18 protein-coding genes are annotated in these 18,236 nt (G+C 33.7%); 17 read left to right on the top strand and 1 reads right to left on the bottom strand.

Annotated elements, in window-relative coordinates:
• Positions 1–141: 141 nt before the first annotated feature.
• The 14 genes from JC2156_RS02865 (at position 142) to JC2156_RS02930 (ending at position 12,701) form a co-directional block, all read left to right on the top strand.
• Positions 142–879: a response regulator transcription factor gene (locus JC2156_RS02865; protein WP_006845329.1), complete on the top strand. Its 738-nt coding sequence runs from the start codon at positions 142–144 to the stop codon at positions 877–879.
• A 1-nt stretch (position 880) separates the two neighbouring features.
• Entirely contained in the window at positions 881–2,242 is a 1,362-nt protein-coding gene (locus JC2156_RS02870; RefSeq protein ID WP_038240972.1) for a sensor histidine kinase, read from the top strand.
• A gap of 23 nt (positions 2,243–2,265) precedes the next feature.
• On the top strand, positions 2,266–2,895 hold the full coding sequence (udk, locus tag JC2156_RS02875; protein WP_006845331.1) for a uridine kinase: 630 nt from the start codon (positions 2,266–2,268) through the stop codon (positions 2,893–2,895).
• Positions 2,896–2,960: 65 nt separating this feature from the next.
• Positions 2,961–4,037, top strand: coding sequence for a glutamyl aminopeptidase (pepA, locus tag JC2156_RS02880; protein WP_006845332.1), 1,077 nt, complete (start codon positions 2,961–2,963; stop codon positions 4,035–4,037).
• A gap of 2 nt (positions 4,038–4,039) precedes the next feature.
• Entirely contained in the window at positions 4,040–4,693 is a 654-nt protein-coding gene (gene ytpR / locus JC2156_RS02885; RefSeq protein WP_006845333.1) for a YtpR family tRNA-binding protein, read from the top strand.
• 9 nt (positions 4,694–4,702) lie between these two features.
• A complete protein-coding gene (locus tag JC2156_RS02890; RefSeq protein WP_006845334.1) occupies positions 4,703–5,020 on the top strand; it encodes a hypothetical protein in 318 nt (105 codons plus the stop codon).
• 33 nt (positions 5,021–5,053) lie between these two features.
• Positions 5,054–6,394: a UDP-N-acetylmuramate--L-alanine ligase gene (murC, locus tag JC2156_RS02895; protein ID WP_006845335.1), complete on the top strand. Its 1,341-nt coding sequence runs from the start codon at positions 5,054–5,056 to the stop codon at positions 6,392–6,394.
• A gap of 96 nt (positions 6,395–6,490) precedes the next feature.
• Positions 6,491–7,207, top strand: a complete 717-nt coding sequence (locus tag JC2156_RS02900) for a Bax inhibitor-1/YccA family protein (RefSeq protein ID WP_006845336.1) — start codon at positions 6,491–6,493, stop codon at positions 7,205–7,207.
• 136 nt (positions 7,208–7,343) lie between these two features.
• On the top strand, positions 7,344–7,985 hold the full coding sequence (locus JC2156_RS02905) for an SDR family oxidoreductase (protein ID WP_006845337.1): 642 nt from the start codon (positions 7,344–7,346) through the stop codon (positions 7,983–7,985).
• A 143-nt stretch (positions 7,986–8,128) separates the two neighbouring features.
• Positions 8,129–8,563, top strand: a complete 435-nt coding sequence (locus JC2156_RS02910; protein WP_006845338.1) for a hypothetical protein — start codon at positions 8,129–8,131, stop codon at positions 8,561–8,563.
• Positions 8,564–8,604: 41 nt separating this feature from the next.
• Entirely contained in the window at positions 8,605–9,789 is a 1,185-nt protein-coding gene (locus JC2156_RS02915; RefSeq protein WP_006845339.1) for a thiolase family protein, read from the top strand.
• Positions 9,790–9,972: 183 nt separating this feature from the next.
• Positions 9,973–10,677 (top strand): EAL domain-containing protein, encoded by a 705-nt coding sequence (locus tag JC2156_RS02920; protein ID WP_006845340.1) that lies wholly within the window; start codon positions 9,973–9,975, stop codon positions 10,675–10,677.
• A gap of 42 nt (positions 10,678–10,719) precedes the next feature.
• Complete coding sequence (locus JC2156_RS02925) at positions 10,720–11,451, top strand: EAL domain-containing protein (RefSeq protein ID WP_006845341.1); 732 nt, start codon at positions 10,720–10,722, stop codon at positions 11,449–11,451.
• A 65-nt stretch (positions 11,452–11,516) separates the two neighbouring features.
• Positions 11,517–12,701 (top strand): GGDEF domain-containing protein, encoded by a 1,185-nt coding sequence (locus JC2156_RS02930; RefSeq protein ID WP_006845343.1) that lies wholly within the window; start codon positions 11,517–11,519, stop codon positions 12,699–12,701.
• A 54-nt stretch (positions 12,702–12,755) separates the two neighbouring features.
• Here JC2156_RS02930 and wecB read toward each other — a convergent pair whose 3' ends face one another.
• On the bottom strand, positions 12,756–13,874 hold the full coding sequence (gene wecB, locus JC2156_RS02935) for a non-hydrolyzing UDP-N-acetylglucosamine 2-epimerase (RefSeq protein WP_006845344.1): 1,119 nt from the start codon (positions 13,872–13,874) through the stop codon (positions 12,756–12,758).
• 254 nt (positions 13,875–14,128) lie between these two features.
• On the opposite strand from wecB, the gene JC2156_RS02940 reads away from it, so the two are divergent.
• From JC2156_RS02940 to JC2156_RS02950, 3 genes are read left to right on the top strand one after another with little or no spacing between them, the layout of a single operon-like run.
• Complete coding sequence (locus JC2156_RS02940; protein WP_238530578.1) at positions 14,129–15,136, top strand: hypothetical protein; 1,008 nt, start codon at positions 14,129–14,131, stop codon at positions 15,134–15,136.
• 27 nt (positions 15,137–15,163) lie between these two features.
• Positions 15,164–16,645: a glycan biosynthesis hexose transferase WsfD gene (gene wsfD / locus JC2156_RS02945; RefSeq protein ID WP_238530579.1), complete on the top strand. Its 1,482-nt coding sequence runs from the start codon at positions 15,164–15,166 to the stop codon at positions 16,643–16,645.
• Positions 16,646–16,648: 3 nt separating this feature from the next.
• Positions 16,649–18,235, top strand: coding sequence for a hypothetical protein (locus tag JC2156_RS02950; RefSeq protein ID WP_006845347.1), 1,587 nt, complete (start codon positions 16,649–16,651; stop codon positions 18,233–18,235).
• Position 18,236: the final 1 nt, after the last annotated feature.

The following is an 18,236-nucleotide window of genomic DNA, read 5'->3' on the forward strand; positions in this document are numbered from 1 at the left end:
ATAGTATCAATATTTTAAACTTTTATTGTTTAACTTAGCGAAATATTAGTATTTAACAGACTTAAAGTATTGATATTGAACGATAAAATTTGATAAAATGATAAATAGTATATTTATAACATCTAAATGGGGGCGATGTTTATGACAACTATTTTAGTCGTTGATGATGAGCCAGCAATTGTAACATTAATAAAATATAATTTAGAGCAAAATAACTTTAATGTCGTGACTACTGGTGATGGTCAGGCAGTTATCGAACTAGTAGAGGAACATCATCCAGATTTGATTCTTCTTGATTTAATGTTACCAGGTGTTGATGGCATGACCCTCACTAAACAATTAAGGAAGAAGCATAATAGTGTACCAATTATTATGTTGACTGCAATGGATACTGAAAGTGACAAGGTCAACGGATTAGATAGTGGTGCCGATGATTATTTGGCTAAGCCTTTTCAAGTCCGAGAATTACTTGCACGGGTTAAAGCAGTGCTACGTCGCAACACTAAAGCACACAAGAAAGTAATTAAGAATGGTCATAATGCGCTTTCAGATGGAACAACAATGAATTCGATTCATCTACATAATTTACAAATTGATCTATTTCAACAAAAAGTTTACCAAGATCAGGTCATGTTAAACTTAACGCCTAAAGAATATGATCTATTAGCTTATATGATGCAACATGCGGGGCGGACTTTAGATCGTTCAGAAATGGCAAAAGGTGCTTGGGGAATTGAACTATCTGGTTTAGATACAAGAATGGTTGATATGCATTTATCGAACTTGCGAGACAAAATCGAAGCTAACCCTAAAGACCCTATGCTTATTAAAACGGTCAGAGGTTTTGGTTATCGATTTAGCCAGGAGGAAAGTAAATAATATGCAGAAATGGTGGAAATACATGCGTCAGTGGTTTTGGCGTATGTTGATTGTCTTTTTAATTCTTCAATTCTGTACTTTTATTATTTTAAAATTAAATGCTGATATCAAGGCGTGGCCGCTTTTTATGGGCCTTGAAGTGGAACTTAGCTTGGCTATAATACTAGGATTAATATCAGCTATTATGCAATATAGGCAAGATCAAGCTTTAGCTGAATTTAATAATCGGGTAGGTCAGATTGGTGAGCGCGGAAATATTATTTTAGATCCCAGACATCGTTTAGCACCTTTAGCACAAACTGTTAATCGATTGCAGCAAGAGAAGCAAGTTCAAATTCAAATGGCCTTACATAATGAGAATATTTTAAATACGGTTTGGAACGATATGCCTGTTGGAATTATTGAAATTACGACAAGTCGTCAAATTTTGCGTATCAACCCAACAGCAAGGCAAGCACTTCAATTACCAGATGAGGTTATTGGACATCACTATGATGACCTTTTGAATTATCATGATTTGATCGCCTTTATTGAACGTGGAATTTTGAAAAAGGGTAATCATCATAAAATGATTACTTTAGAACAAGGTAGTAAAGCTAAATTTTTAGATTTAACCATGGAGTATTATCGATCTGCTATGCAATCAGATACCGTTGTTATTGCTTTTTATGATGTAACTGATCTAATTGAGGCACAGTTCCAACAAACTAAATTTTTGGCGAATGTTTCGCACGAATTAAAAACACCTTTGACCTCAATTATTGGTTTTACTGATACCCTCTTAGATGATCAAACTATGCCAGAAGAAGTTAAGCATGAATTTCTGGATATTATTGCGCACGAATCTAAGCGATTATTAGACTTAACCAATGATATTTTGTCGGTGATTAAAATAGAGGATAAGGTATTGCCACTTGTTAAAATAGATGTAGATCAAGTTGTACAAACTATCTTAAAAGGCCAGTCACAAGCTATTGAGGCTAAAAATTTACGTCTAGAATTAATGATTAATTTACAAATTGAATATTATTTAGAACCATTACAACAAATTTTAAGTAATTTAATTTCTAATGCGATTAAATATAATAAAAAGAATGGGTTATTAATAATTAGAGTTGAAAAAATTGGTCAGCGCATTAAAATAAGCGTCAAAGATACCGGATTAGGTATTGCTAGCAACGCCCAAAATCAAATTTTTGATCGTTTTTATCGAATTGATAAGTCACGAAATCAACAAATTCCAGGTACTGGTCTTGGATTATCAATTGTTCACGAGTGGGTTGATAAATTGCATGGTACAATTAATGTTAAGAGTCAAGTGAGTGTTGGGACAACGATTAAAATTGATTTACCAATCAAATAAAAAATAAAGAGAGAATAAATAATATGCTAGGGAAAAAGCCAATTATTATTGGAGTTAGTGGTGGTTCGGGTTCAGGAAAAACTACGGTTAGTCGAGAAATTGTGGAACATTTAGCAGGGGAATCAGTTGTTATGATTGCACAGGATTCCTATTATAAGCAACAAGATCACTTAACCCTAGATGAACGACGGGCTAGGAATTATGATCATCCAGATGCTTTTGATACTGATTTGATGATTAATCAACTACAAGAGCTATTGAAACGAGAGACAATCGAGGAGCCCATCTATGATTATGTTAATTCAACTCGGTCAAAAGAGACGCTAACTGTTCAGCCAGCCGATGTCATTATCGTTGAAGGTGTATTGCTTTTTGTGGATGCACGATTACGAGATTTAATTAACATTAAAGTTTATGTTGATACTGATGATGATATTCGTTTTATTCGCAGATTACAACGGGATATGGTTGAGCGTGGACGTACACCTAAATCAATCATTGATCAATATTTAGATACAGTTAAACCAATGTATCATCAATTCGTTGAACCAACCAAACGTTATGCAGATATTATTATTCCTGAAGGGGGATCAAATAAGATTGCTATCAATATGTTAGAATCACAAATTCGTGGTTTTTTAAGCCAGGAGTAATAATAAAACATACTTTAGAATAGAATTATTTGAAAGATAAAGATGATGTAGAAAGAAGGCTTGAAATGGATACGTCAACATGGGAAAGAATTGTTAAATATACAGAATTACAAGGAACATCAGGACAAGAATTTATGGTCCGTAAAGCTTTTCGACAAGATTTAACGCCATTAGTTGATGAAGTTGTTCAAAATGGTTTAGGTGGTTTATACGGAATTCGTGAAAATAACGATGAAAAAGCTCCTCGGATTATGTTTGGAGCTCATTTTGATGAGGTTGGGTTTATTGTTAAAGCGGTAACAGATCTAGGATTATTGGAAGTGAAGCCTTTAGGTGGCTGGAATCCATTTGTGGTATCAGCTCAACGATTCACTTTATTTACACGGGAACAAAGTTATCCAGTAATATCATCATCAATTCCGCCACATCTATTACGAAACCAAAGTGGAGTTAATGGTGCACCGAACTTAGATGATATTCTTTTTGATGGTGGATTTACATCAAAGTCAGAAGCATTAGAATTTGGAGTTCGACCTGGTGATTTTATCGTGCCGCAAGTTAAAACAGAGCTCTTAGCTAATCAAAAACGCGTGATTTCAAAAAGTTGGGATAATCGATTTGGTCTGGTAACTATTTTGGATGTCTTAGATAAATTACAAGATCAAACTCTACCTAACACCTTAATGATGGGGGCTAATGTTCAGGAAGAAGTTGGTTTACGTGGGGTTGGACCAGCTGTTCATCAGTTAAAACCGGATATCTTCTTTGGTCTGGATAGTTCAACCGCGGACGATTTAAATAGTTCTACCGGACAAGGTCAATTAGATCAAGGAACCATCTTAAGAGTTATGGACCCAGGGGTTATTATGCCCCGTCGATTGAAAGAATTCATCTTGGATATTGCGAATGATGAAAAAATACCACTGCAATACTTTGTCCCAAATGGGGGCACGGATTCTGCTGGTGCACAATCACAAAATAATGGGATTCCATCAGTTACACTAGGTGTAGCTTCTCGTTATATTCATACACACCAAACGCTTTGGTCAATTGCTGATTTTGAAGCAGCAAAGTCCTTGGTGGAACGCTTGATTTTGCAATTAGATGCGGCCACCGTCAATGATATTATTTATGGAGATTAAATATGTTAATTACAAGTTATAACCCTGCAGCTTTAGGGGATGTTTTAATTGCAATCACAGCACCATCTAGTGAAAAAGATCTAGCTGAGACCAAAAATAATGTGACAGTTATTATGAGTCAATCTGGTGATTTAGTAGGCGTTAATTTTTTGAAGGTCGCTGATATTATTGATGTTAAAGATTTTCAAGCAGGTCAGATATTTTTGACTAATACGCAAATTGATCAACTAAATCAAGCAATTATTAATGCTGGGTTTGAAGTTCAATTGGATAAGGTTCAGGTTAAATTGGTGGTTGGTTATGTTCGAAGTGCTGAAGAACACCCTGATTCTGATCATTTAAAAGTGACTTCGACTGAAGTGGGCGATGATCAAATGGTTCAAATTGTTTCAGGTTCACCAAACATGCAAGCTAATATTAAAGTTGTGGTAGCTCAAGTTGGAACAATGATGCCTAATGGATTAATTATTTGGCCTGGTGAATTACGAGGAGTTACTTCTAATGGAATGATTGTTTCAGGACGTGAATTGAATTTACCTAACGCGCCAACTCAACCGGGGGCATTAATCTTGCCTGATGATTTTGCTCCGATCGGAACGATTTTTGATCCTCAATCTCCTGCTGCTCAAAAGTTATTTCAAGGTCAAGAGGCCTAAGGAGTCACAATGCTAGAGCGACCAGTATTACGTTACCAAGAATATTTTCCTAATTATGATCAAGCTGTGGAACAACTGATTAAACATAAACGTGATTTGGGGTATATTAATTTGGCTCCAGTAAACCTGAAACCTGAGGAATCAGTTGATGTCGATTCAGTAAATGAAATTAAAGCTAAAACTAAAACTAAAACTAAAACACCCGATGTGGTAATTGATTCTAATGAGATGCTTGTAAAGAGTAGAGGCCTAGGCTTAAGTTTGGATGATATTATTTCCGAAGAAAATTCGGTGGCACAACAAGTTAATTTGAATTATTTTAAATAAAATTCAAAATAAGTCAGAAGAAGGTAATAAGTAATGGACAAACAGAAATTATATTATTTTATTGGAATTAAAGGATCAGGAATGAGTTCGCTAGCGTTAATTCTGCACGATCAAGGCTATGAAGTGTCTGGATCAGATATTGATCAATATACTTTTACTCAAAAGCCGCTTGCTGCTGCTGGCATTCCGATGTATTCATTTGATGCGCAAAATATTAAGCCAGGAATGATTGTGATCCGAGGAAATGCTTTTGATGATCAACAAGTGGAAGTAGCAGCAGCTTTGAAATTAGGTTCAGAAGTTGAAATGCTAACTTATCCTGAATTAGTTCAGACCTTGATTGGTCAATACACTTCAGTTGGTGTTGCTGGGGCCCATGGTAAAACATCAACAACCGGTCTTTTAGCTCATGTTTTGTCAGGGATTGCTCCAACTTCATATTTGATTGGTGATGGAACGGGAAAAGGGGTTCCAGATGCTCGTTTCTTCGCCTTTGAAGCTGACGAATATCGTCGTCATTTCAAGGATTACACCCCTGATTATGCTATTATGACGAATATTGACTTTGATCATCCTGATTATTATCGAGATATTGATGATGTATTTGATGCTTTCAATGATTTTAGTCATAATGTTAAGAAGGCAATCTTTGCTTGGGGTGATGATGTTAAATTACGTGAATTGGAAACGGATGTCCCAGTTTACTACTACGGTTTGAATGATAAAGATGATTTTATTGCTAAAAATATCAAACGTTCAACTAAGGGATCAAGTTTTGATGCTTATTATCATGATGAATTACTTGGTAATTTCCAAGTTCCGCTCTTTGGAATACATGGAATTTTAAACTCATTGTCAGTTATCGCTGTGGCATACGTTGAAGAAATAGATCTTGATTTGTTGCAGCAAGAGTTATTGAGCTTTAAAGGAGTAAAACGCCGCTTTACTGAAAAGACAGTGGGTGATGTTACGATTATTGATGATTATGCGCATCATCCTTCTGAAATTAAAGCAACTTTGGATGCGGCCCGACAAAAATTTCCTGGTCGTGAACTAGTTGCTGTCTTCCAACCACACACTTTTTCAAGAACGATCGCCTATTTAGATGAATTTGCGGAATCATTAGATCTCGCTGATCGTGTCTATTTGACAGATATTTTTGCCTCAGCTCGCGAGACGCAAGGTAATATTTCTTCAGCTGACCTTGGGGCTAAGATGACAAAGTTTGGAGGAATTATCTCACCTGATGATGTAGCGCCATTAATGCAACATGATCAGAACCCAGTGGTCGTATTTATGGGGGCTGGAGATGTACAACAAACTGAATTTGCATATGAAAAAATTCTCTCAAATCTTACATCAAACCTACAGTAGCAGTACACGTTTCTATTGGACCCATTATGGTTATTTTAAGCATTTTAGTATAGAATGGTAGTTACAATTAGTTAAGGTAAAGGAGTAAGAATATTTATGGATAATTTGCGATCAAAAGGACCACGTTTAGTTAATCCTGGAACTTCGGGTTTGAATTCGTTTTTCCTAAAAGTTTATAGCTATATGGGGATGGCCTTATTGGTAACGGCTGCAACAGTCTTTATCGGCGTAACGATGTTTGCTCAACAGATCTTAGCTTTGACAACGGGAATTGTTCCCACGCTAGTTCTCTTTGCTATTCTCTTTGGAATCAGCTGGGTAGCGGCACGTTCAGCAATGGAAAATCCAGCGCGGTCCTTTGGATTGTTAATGGCCTATAGTGTAATCATGGGACTTTTCTTTACTTCCATCTTGTTATACATGACGCCACAAACAATCATCTTGGCGTTTATTACAACCGCTGCCCTGTTTATGGGGATGGCCTTGTATGGGGCTACAACTAAACGTGATATGTCTAAGATGGGAACGATTGTATTTGGGGCAGTTTTTGCTTTGATTATTGGTGGGATTCTCAATATCTTTATTGGTGGAACAGTCTTATACATGCTAATATCATGGGCTGGTGTAGTAATCTTTGCGATTATTACTGCCTATGACATGAATCGTTTAAAGCAAATGTATTTACAAATTGCTGGTAATCATCAAGCAGAACAAGGTGTAGCTGTATATGGGGCACTTAGCCTATATCTAGATTTTATTAACTTATTCTTATACATTTTAAGAATATTTGGAATGTCATCAAATAATAACTAACAAATAATAACTAATATGAGGCGGTTAGGATATAATATATCTTAGCCGTACTTTTATTTTTTATAAAAGTTCCTGATAATTTTGAGATTAAAATTAATAGGATAAGAATAATCATTTATTAGAAAGAAGGAATATTATGCAAGTATTAGTTGTAGGTGCAAGTGGTCGTGTTGGGAAAGCATTAATTCAGGAATTAGAACAAGCAGGGCACCAAGTTATTGGAACTCGCAATAGTACAATTAATGGGGATACTAATAATTTAGTCGCCCTAGATTTGGTACATGCTTCTGTTGATGATATTGCTGATAAAATTAAACAAATGGCGACTTTCGATGCGGTTTACTTTGTAGCAGGTTCACGAGGTAAAGCCTTATTAGAAGTTGATCTGAATGGTGCCGTTAAGTTAATGACAGCTATGGAACAATTAGGTATTAAACGTTATATTCAATTAAGTTCATATAAAGCCGATCGACAAAGTGAATGGCCTGGGGGTTATGAATCTGGATTAACACCATATAATATTGCTAAGTTCTATGCTGATCAATGGTTACAAACGCGAACTAGTTTGGCATATACAATTTTGCAACCAGGTTCTTTGACTGAAAACGATGAAGTCACTGGGGTAAGTTTAAATGAAAATCAATTTGGTGAAAATACCATCCCAACAGTGGCACGAGTTTTGGCTGAGGTCATTAACTACCCAACAACAATTGGTAAAACTATTGTGATGCGTGGTGGTGATGAAAATATTAAAAATGCATTACAAACGCTTCATTAACAAATTAATTAATTGATTAATAGCAATAGAATGCGGTTACAATAGCTAGATGACACTAATGTAAATTTATTTCTTTAATTTAAAGTTTGGTTTATACTTTTTCCGCCATAATGATGATATTGAAAGACGGAGGTACTCAGTCAATGGCAATATTAAAGAATTTTTCAAAGGTGAGCCCAGTTAATCAGGCAAAATTATTTTTGATTAGCTCACTTGCAACGGTAATGGTAACAGTTAATTTTAATTTGTTTCAGCCTGTCGTAGCCAATGCAGCAGTAACAGAGCAAACCGCATCCGTCAGTGATGAAATTGAAAATTTAACGACAGTACGATTAGCAGGGCCATATACTGAAATTAATAAGCAATTAGTCAATTCAAGTCAAAATGTTTTAATCAAAGGATCATATCAAGCTGGTGATTTAGTACAAATGATGTTGAATGGGTCAGCCTTTGTTGGGGTTGTACCAAATGATACAAATTATGGGATTCAAATTGAATTACCAGTACCGGTTAATCAAGCAAATATGAATGTAGCGATTGAAGGTAGCTTATATCGCGGAACGGTTATTTCAAAATAAAATATGAAGATTAAAAGTTATTAGCCATAGGAGAACGGATTATGGAGCGAGTTTATATTATTGGGGCAAAACGAACCCCAATTGGTAAGTTTGGAGGCACATTGTCTTCCTTAACGGCCTCGGATTTAGGCTCATTTGTAATTAAAGGAGCTTTAGATCAATCAGGTTTAGAGGCTGATCAAGTTAGTCAAGTCTTGATGGGGAATGTAGTCCAAGCGGGTCAAGGTCAAAATCCGGCTCGTCAAGCTGCTTTAAAGGCCGGACTTCCGATACAAGTACCATCAATAACGATTAATGATGTGTGTGGATCAGGACTATCCAGCATCAATATGGGCGCAGCTTTAATTCAAGCACACCAAGCAGATATCGTTGTTGCTGGGGGGATGGAAAGTATGTCTAAAGCCCCTTATATTGTCGATCAAGCCCGTTTTGGAGCCCGTTTGGGTGATGGTAGGATGATTGATGCCTTATTGTCGGATGCTTTGACTGACGCTCAAGGTGGTTATCATATGGGAATTACTGCGGAAAACGTTGCTAAAAAATATGATATTTCACGAGAAGAGATGGATGAATTTAGTTATCAAAGTCATCAAAGAGCAGTGAGTGCACAAGATAAACACCGCTTTGATGATGAAATTGTATCGTTACCAATGATTGATCGTAAAGGTAATTCTTATGTTGTCGATCAAGATGAGGCACCGCGACGGGATACATCATTAGAAAAATTGGCCAAATTGAAGCCAGTTTATCAAGAAGATGGTGCAGTTACGGCGGGGAATGCCTCAGGCTTAAATGATGGTGCAGCTGCAGTCGTATTAATCAGTGAAAGCAAGATGCACGAATTAGGAATAGAACCATTAGCACAGTGGCAAGCGTCTGCATTAGTAGGGCTAGAGCCTGAACTAATGGGAATTGGCTCATACTATGCTGTTGAAAAGCTTTTTAAAGATCATCCTGATTTTAAACAATCTGAAGTTGATTATTTTGAATTAAATGAAGCTTTTGCGGCACCATCATTGGTAGTTGGTGATCAATTATTAGGATTAGATCCAGCGATTGTGAACCCTAATGGTGGTGCGATTGCGTTAGGACATCCTGTTGGTGCATCCGGAAGTCGAATTTTAGTTACTTTAATTTATGAACTTATCCATGATGATAAGAAAACTGGAGTTGCGGCACTCTGTGTAGGTGGTGGAATGGGTGTTTCAGCGTTAATTACACGATAATATCAAAAGTTCTCAATTCATTTGAGAACTTTTTTTAATTCATTTAAATAAATATAATATCATACTCCAAATTTGTTGTTATTAAATATTTGGTAAAAACAATATTTAAATGTTTACAAAATGTTAAATAACAATTAAAATTTAACTAATGTATATTTAATGATTGGAGATCGGTACGTAAAGATGAATGATTTTTATTTTATGGGTCAAAAAATAGTAAATTTATTAAATCCTGAAGGCCCTGAATACGAATTATTATTACGTAGTCATAGTATTCCTGGTTTCCCTGCAGAACAATATGTTGCTTATATGACTTCTGAAGAACTACATCTAGAATATTTATCTTTTTTGGAGCATGAATTAAATCATATTTTAGCATTAAATCCAGGTAATAAATTTGGTCTTAATTTGGATCAGCAAGAGTTAGAATATGATGCAACGCTAGATTTTTTGAAAAAAATAAATCCTGAGTTTAGGGGAAATTTAACAATAGAGATTACAGAATTGCCACCTTTGAAAAGGCATAAAAGTTACCCCAAATCTATTAATGTTGAGGTGATTAAGCAAATTAATCTGTTGGGATATCGAGTAGCGTTAGATGATATTACACAAGGGAATAATTCAATAGGAAACTTGTTACTTGTAATGCCATATATTCATCAGATTAAATGGTCATATGTGCATGTAATAAATCGAATTCCAAATGAAAGTATTGAAGGAATCATTCAATTTTTAAATAAATTAAGTCATCAATTTGATTTAGAACTAGTAATTGAAGGAATTGAAGCATCGGAAATATCAGATTGGCTAGTAAAAAATAATATTACAAATCAACAAGGTTATTTATTTGCTAAACCGGCAGGTGTCGAGCCAATCAAATTAATTTAACCATCATTAGAAAACAATTACTATTTGGAGGAATTACAAAACATGTACGATTTTTATTTTATGGGTCAAAAAATTGTTAATTTAGAGCACGCTGATTATGATGAATATGAGCTATTGTTACGTAGTCATAGTGTTCCTGGATTTCCAGGTGCTTTGTATGCAGAAGCAACAAACACCGAAGAGCATCATCGCAATTATTTAGATTTTTTAGCCCAAGCCTTACCACAAATTTTGGAAATGAACCCAAATAGTCTTTTTTCATTTAATTTGGATCAACAGGAGCTTGAATACGCAGGGACATATCAATTATTGAATTTAATCAAGCCAGAATTACGTGATCGCTTAATTATTGAAATTACTGAAAATCCGGCTACTGATCGACAGTATGAATATACTACTGCAATTAATGTCGAAGCTTTTAAAGCAATTCATGAATTAGGATACAAAATTGCGCTTGATGATATGGAACAAGGGAATAATTCAATTGGTAATTTCTTGTTAGTTAAAGATTATTTGACACGAATCAAATGGTCTTTGGTTCATGTTCGTAATATTTTGGATGATGATCAAGTTACATTGATGATTCAGTTATTAAATACTATTACTATCGATAACCAATTAGACCTTGTAATTGAGGGAATTGAAAAAGAAGAATTGTCTTCGTGGTTGAAGGATCATGATATTATCATTCAACAAGGATATCTTTTTGCAAAACCAAGTGATATTTTGCCTATTCCATTGTTGATTGATGATCGTAAAAAAATTATTGATTAATTTTCAAAGCATCGTCACAATTTTTGCGACGATGCTTTTACTATTTAATTAAAGAAGGAATGTTTATGCTAGATATTTTAAGCCAATTATGGAGTTCAATTTGGCAATCGTTTTCTTATAATACATTACATGATTTCATAATTGTTTTAGGTTTGCTAGTGGTTGATTTTATTTTAGTTTTTTCAAACCGTGGTCGCTTTAATTCTAGAGCGGAGCGAAGAAATATGAACCTCTTGGGTGGATTGATACCTATCATAACTGTTATAAGTTTTCAGGCATATCTGATAGCCATAAATGGAGGTGTATTTTCTTTACCTCAAACTGATTTACAATTAGTAATTTTATATTATTTTTTGATTATGCTAGATAGTCGTGCTCAAATTTTATATGGGATTATTTTGTCCTTAGGATTATTTATTTATTTTTCAACCCAAACGACATTGAATCATTTTCAATTAGGTCTGGGAATGGTTGGTATAGTCTTAATAGCATTATCTACTTATTATGTTAATATGAATTCTAAAAAAATATTGGGTAATATGTTAGTTTATTTATTTTGGCTCATAATTTGGGGAAGTTCATGGTGGATGGTGTTAATTTTAGGCCTTCGCGGTCAAACTATTTATAATTACGTGGCATTAATTGTTAAATTTATACTTTTGATGTCTGTTGTTCACTATTTAAATTATTTTGTACGGACTTCGTTAGACCGATATCTTAAAATTGAAAATGCTTCAAAAAAGGATTATTTAACTGGTGTGTTAAATCGTGAAAGTTTTAATCAGGCCAGTGAAAGAGCCTTTCAGATGTTTCAGCTCAATCATAAAACTTTTAGCTTGATTATGTTTGATATTGATAAATTTAAATCATTTAACGATACTTATGGTCATACAATTGGAGATCAAGTGCTGCAATTAGTGACCCGACAAACGCAATATGTTTTATCAAAGTCAGATTTAGACGGTCAGGCCTTTCGTCTAGGTGGAGAAGAATTTGGGATACTAGTATATTCATCAAAAGTTGATAAAGCAAAAGAATTGGCAAAGCAAGTTGCTATAAGAGTTAAGAGTAATCCTTTAGTAAATGAAGGAGTAGCCTTAAAATTGACCATTTCTATGGGAGTGACAGAGATAAATAAAACTGATAAAGAATTTAATGATGTTTATCAACGAGCGGATAACGCCTTATATCATTCCAAAAATAATGGTAGAAGCTCAATTACAATTGATCAGGAAATAATAAAAATATAATAGATAAAAAAGGAGCGTATCTCTAATGAGAATACGCCCTTTTTATTTTGCATGTTATTTATTATTAAATTCTTTTTGAATTGCATTAATGATATTAGTGGCAGCGTTACCATCGCCATAAGGATTTTTGGCATATGCCATTGCCTGATACACCTTGGGCTGCTCTAATAATTCAACCATCGCAGCTAAAACATTACTTTCTTTGGTACCAACTAATTTAAGCGTACCAGCTTGAACACCTTCGGGACGTTCAGTAGTATCTCTTAAGACCAATACTGGTTTACCTAGTGAGGGTGCTTCTTCCTGAATACCACCAGAGTCAGTCATAATAAAGTAACTTTGAGCAGCTAAATTATGAAAGTCTATAACATCTAATGGTTGAATTAAATGTATTCGATCATGATTACCTAGTACTTCTTGTGCATATTTTTGAACTGTAGGACTAAGGTGAACGGGATAGACAACCTCAATATTTGGGAAAGTATCAACAACTTTACGAATCGCCTTAAAAACATGTAACATCGGAGCACCTTGATTTTCACGACGATGCATGGTTACTAAAATCATTTTATGATTAGAATCATTTAATTGAAAGATCTGATTTTTATAGTTACTGTTCACGGTTTGTTTAAGCGCGTCAATGGCGGTATTGCCAGTAATATATATTTTATTAGGATTATGGTTTTCTTTAATTAAATTATCATAACTTTGTTGAGTGGGTGTAAAATAGACATCACTTAGTACATCCGTCATTTGACGATTCATTTCTTCAGGAAATGGACTATATTTATTCCATGTTCTTAAGCCTGCCTCAACATGACCTAATTTTATTTGGTGATAGAAGGCTGCGATGCTAGCCGCAAATGTTGTAGTTGTATCGCCATGGACTAAGATTATATCTGGATGTTCTTGCTCAATGATTACATCTAACTGGGATAAAACCCGACTTGTAATTTGACTGAGTGTTTGGTTAGGCTTCATTATATTTAAATCAAAATCAGGCTTTATGTGGAAAATGTCTAAAACTTGATCTAGCATTTGACGATGTTGAGAGGTGATAACGGTAATAGTTTCGAATACCTTAGGACGTTTCTTTAGTTCTAAAATAATTGGAGCCATTTTAATGGCTTCAGGGCGTGTACCAAAAATAGACATTACTTTGATTTTGTTCATGTTATAGTTCCTTCCGTTTTGCTTTGACTAAACATATATAACGCTTTAAAATGAATGCGTATATATAAATGATTAAGATTTAATTTTTTAATTATATATTAATTATAATACAATAAGAATATAGAGTGATGATAATGAAAAAACATAAAAATATCGTAATGTTAATTATAATTTTTGCTGTAATTATCATTTTTTTTGGAGTTCGTAGGGAGATTTACCAGAGCCATTTAATAAAAATAGATAATGCTAATTTAGTGAAAAATAAAAAATTCAACAATTATCCAGAACAAACACAAAACTTAGTTGGTTTTATTAAAAGTAATTTATTAATCAAAGAGGGAATTTACACTAATCCCTTCGCTAAAGTTAATGCTCAGAATACTAATTTAGCTACTGGTAAGGAAATGTTAACAGAATCATCAGGAATGTGGTTACAATACTTAATTGAAATGGATTCAAAAGACTCATTCCAAGATTTTTATAAAAATACCAAAGCAACTTTTTGGAAAAATGATCAGTTCAATTATCGTTATGATCCAAATAATAAAAAATTATCCAATGTAAATGCAACATTAGATGATTTAAGAATTGTTCGAGCATTAATTATGTATGATCAAAGATATAAAACCGATTTTTATGAGAAAGATATCTCTGAAATTTATAACCACTTAAAAGGAACGGCGATTAAAGATGGGACAGTGCTGGACTATTATGACCCTGTATTGAAAAAAGGGTCAGCGAATAGTAGCTTGGCCTATTATGATTTGGATACTTTAAGGGGCTTAGAACAAAGTAAGCCTGATCAAAGAAAATATGAACAGCAAATTAAAATTGTAGAAGAAGGTTATTTATCAGATGATTTCCCATTGTATGCCAGTAATTTTAATGTAAAAAGTAGGATTTATAGTTCAAATGATTTAAATACTTCGGAAGCTTTAGAAGTATTATTACATTTGGCACAAGTTGGAAAATTAAAGAATACAAGTCAAAAATGGTTAATTGAAAAGGTAGAGAACAAGACCTTGTTTAATAGTTATTCAACGCAAGGCTCTCCGATTAATCACGATACATCAGTAGCTAATTATGCTTTAGCTGCTCAAATTTTTAAATTAACAAATGATAAAAAGCATTATCAAGATGCCATGACGATCATTTGGCAGAGTCAGATTAAAAATGGTAAATACAAAGGCGGATTAGGGGATGTAAAAAGTAGGCAATTTTATTCATATAATAATTTAAATGCGTTGATTGCTGCTGAATAAAAATATAATTACAAAGGCGTTAGTCTTATGAAAATAAAAGTAGAGACAAAATTTTTAAGATTTATAACACCATCCATGTTGGCAGTAATTTTAACGATATTAATTGTAGGACCATTGTTATTTAGTAACAGTCCTCATGGATATGCTGATAATGGTGATTTCTGGCGAGTGATTTATCAAAATGGACTCTATCCTTCACGTAAAGGGGTTGGTGATACATATCAATATGTTTTACAACATTATAATATCATGCAGTATTTTAATGAGCATCCAACTGTGATACATTCCTCTCAGAATGGTCTAGTAAAAATTGCGATTTGGATAAATGAATTTTTTTATAGTAAAACGGTTTTTGATATTAGATTTATGGGAGTTGTTTACTTTGTACCATTTTGTGGAACTATTTATTTTTTGACAGAAGCTTTGACGTTAGGTAAAAGGAATTTTACGAATTACTTAATTGCTTTGCTAGTTGTATTTGTTTTTGCAGATTCATCTTTCACATTGTATATGAATTCTTTATTTGCTGAGGCCGGTGGGTATATTTTTATGCTTCTTGCTGCTGCCATGTTACTGTTATGGAGTAGGCGACGTTATAAAAAAAATTGGTTATTAATTTTAACATATTTTATATGTGTGATTTTGTTTGTTTTTAACAAACAACAAAATGCTCCGTTAGCGTTAAGCTTTTTAGTTATATCGATGAGTTTGCTTTTAGCTCAAGGTTTGAAAAAATATCGAATTTATATTTTGTCAGGCATGTTAGCTATCTTGGTAACAGGAATTATAACGTTCCTTTTGATTCCAAAAGAGTTTAATGACATTAATATGTACCAAAGCTTTGCAAATGGTGTTGTTTTATACAACGACGCTGATCCAGGTAAACAAATCGAAAAAGAAGGTATTAACGGCCAATTTAGTCTGACACGTGGTGGAGCTTATAATCCTAAGAATTATTCTGATATAATGCCCCCAGAAAAATATACCGAGAAACATTTAACTAATAAAATTAACACATTTTGGATTGTAAAATATTATGTTAAGCATTTTACGCAGTTTAAACGTCTATTAGATTTAGCAGCTGAAGATTTAATGGCTACGCAACCACAGGCAGTGGGTGATTATACTCGTCAGTCTGGAGCTAAGCCGTATAAACAGGTTAAATATTTCACGGGATTTAGAATTTTAATGAGAGCATTATTTCCACAAAAATTTTCCTTCTTAATTTTATTAACATTTACTTTGGCTTTCGTAAATTCTGTAGCGATGTATGATGATTTCAAAAATAAGAAGGTTAATAATCCTGGTACAACAAGATGGTTTATGGTCATGGGAATGATGAGCATGGCCATAGGTATTCCTATCATTTCCATAATAGGGGATGGTGATGCAGATTTAGCAAAACACCTTTTCTATGCTGATGTTGCGATTGACTTAATTTTGGTAATAACGATTTCAGATACACTTAATCATCAACTCTGGCATTTTAATACACAAAAAGAAGAATAAGATATGTTCAAAAAAATATGGTTAGTTTTAATCACTTTAATTGTGGAAATGTTTTTATTCAATGCTGCGGGACAGGCTGACACTAAACAACCTGTAGTTTTATTTATGTATGATTCACTTAATATTGATAATAATAAAGCGGAAAATGTATATTCACTTAATCGCCTATTAGTTAGTACAGGCTGTAATGTTCAAATGATGCAGATAGATGAATATCAAGCTGGCGAACTAGATGATGATAAATATGATGGCGTTGTAACCTTAATTAATTGGCCTGAGCATGAACAAAGTAATAAGGCGTTAGATGAAGACCGATTAAATTTCAATGGGATACAAATTCATATTGGAGATAATATGAATTTAAACGAAATGAATGATATTAATGGGGAAACAATTAGCTACCATCAACGAGAGTTTATTCTTAAGGATCCAGATCGGAAAGTTGAACAACATTTACCGCAATTAGATAAATTGACAGTTTTTGATCAATTGTCATCAGATACCACGACGATCGGTTCTTTAAAAATACAAGGTCAGGATCACGAATACCCATATGGAATTATTAGTCGTAATCAAGGATACGTTCCTTATTATGCCAGTGATGATGATAGCACGTTTTTATTAGCAACGTTAATAAAAAGAATGTTTAATTTACCTAATAGAGTAAACCCGCCTTTATTGACGATTGGTGGAGTTACTCCGTATACTGATTTAGCTTTATTGAAGAAGATAACCAGATATTTAAAACAAACAAAGCGAACCTTTGCGATTTCAGCAACCATTTCCGACGGTAATTTTGATTTATATGCTTATCAAAAATTTGTAAATGAATTAAATCGTGTAACAAATAGCGGGGGACTCCTATTTATTAAAAATCCATATGTCGGTGATTCAGGTCCTAGTGATAGTAATATTGATAAATTACAAAGGCAAACACAGGATGGAGTTAATCATTTAATTGATAGAAATGTATATCCAATTGGACTTGGACTTGACGAGTACTGGTTACGTGATAATACCTATAAAAAGGGTTATGGGGACTCTTCTAATACACAAATTTTATTTCCAAATCCTAAACAATTTGGCTTTGCTCAACAAGATAATTATAGTAAAACGGTTAAAAATTCGATCTATGCGGTCGAGATGAATCAGATTAATTCCGATTTAAGAGGGACAACATTGAATAATGTTGATTTTCATGCAGATATCCCTTTGGCGATTACATTTGAAATGCCAGATAACACTAAAAAATTAAAACAATTAGAAAATGAAATTAAAAATATCAAATTTAAATTATTTACAAACGATGAAAATGATATTGAAACACAACTCTCAACTAGTGATCATGACATTGCCTACTCTAATCATCAATATTTATTAGATAATAAAATAGCCAATAGGGATAATGTTAAGGTTACGATTAAAAGAGCGCCTAAATATCAACCAGTTGAAAACTGGGGAAATAAGTTTTTTAATAGTCAAAATCGGATAATGTGGTTCTTTTTTGGGATTACTTTTGTAATTTTAGGTATCTTTTTAGTAAAGGGAAGAAAAATATATTTGAAAATGTTCAAGCGCCATAATGATTAAT

The sequence above is a fragment of the Weissella koreensis KCTC 3621 genome, from assembly GCF_000277645.1.

Excerpts from the sequence above, each read along its gene's own strand:
- JC2156_RS02865 (WP_006845329.1), top strand. The coding sequence starts at position 142 with ATGACAACTATTTTAGTCGTTGATGATGAGCCAGCAATTGTAACATTA.
- JC2156_RS02870 (WP_038240972.1), top strand. The coding sequence starts at position 881 with ATGCAGAAATGGTGGAAATACATGCGTCAGTGGTTTTGGCGTATGTTG.
- udk (WP_006845331.1), top strand. The coding sequence starts at position 2,266 with ATGCTAGGGAAAAAGCCAATTATTATTGGAGTTAGTGGTGGTTCGGGT.
- pepA (WP_006845332.1), top strand. The coding sequence starts at position 2,961 with ATGGATACGTCAACATGGGAAAGAATTGTTAAATATACAGAATTACAA.
- ytpR (WP_006845333.1), top strand. The coding sequence starts at position 4,040 with ATGTTAATTACAAGTTATAACCCTGCAGCTTTAGGGGATGTTTTAATT.
- JC2156_RS02890 (WP_006845334.1), top strand. The coding sequence starts at position 4,703 with ATGCTAGAGCGACCAGTATTACGTTACCAAGAATATTTTCCTAATTAT.
- murC (WP_006845335.1), top strand. The coding sequence starts at position 5,054 with ATGGACAAACAGAAATTATATTATTTTATTGGAATTAAAGGATCAGGA.
- JC2156_RS02900 (WP_006845336.1), top strand. The coding sequence starts at position 6,491 with ATGGATAATTTGCGATCAAAAGGACCACGTTTAGTTAATCCTGGAACT.
- JC2156_RS02905 (WP_006845337.1), top strand. The coding sequence starts at position 7,344 with ATGCAAGTATTAGTTGTAGGTGCAAGTGGTCGTGTTGGGAAAGCATTA.
- JC2156_RS02910 (WP_006845338.1), top strand. The coding sequence starts at position 8,129 with ATGGCAATATTAAAGAATTTTTCAAAGGTGAGCCCAGTTAATCAGGCA.
- JC2156_RS02915 (WP_006845339.1), top strand. The coding sequence starts at position 8,605 with ATGGAGCGAGTTTATATTATTGGGGCAAAACGAACCCCAATTGGTAAG.
- JC2156_RS02920 (WP_006845340.1), top strand. The coding sequence starts at position 9,973 with ATGAATGATTTTTATTTTATGGGTCAAAAAATAGTAAATTTATTAAAT.
- JC2156_RS02925 (WP_006845341.1), top strand. The coding sequence starts at position 10,720 with ATGTACGATTTTTATTTTATGGGTCAAAAAATTGTTAATTTAGAGCAC.
- JC2156_RS02930 (WP_006845343.1), top strand. The coding sequence starts at position 11,517 with ATGCTAGATATTTTAAGCCAATTATGGAGTTCAATTTGGCAATCGTTT.
- wecB (WP_006845344.1), bottom strand. The coding sequence starts at position 13,874 with ATGAACAAAATCAAAGTAATGTCTATTTTTGGTACACGCCCTGAAGCC.
- wsfD (WP_238530579.1), top strand. The coding sequence starts at position 15,164 with ATGAAAATAAAAGTAGAGACAAAATTTTTAAGATTTATAACACCATCC.
- JC2156_RS02950 (WP_006845347.1), top strand. The coding sequence starts at position 16,649 with ATGTTCAAAAAAATATGGTTAGTTTTAATCACTTTAATTGTGGAAATG.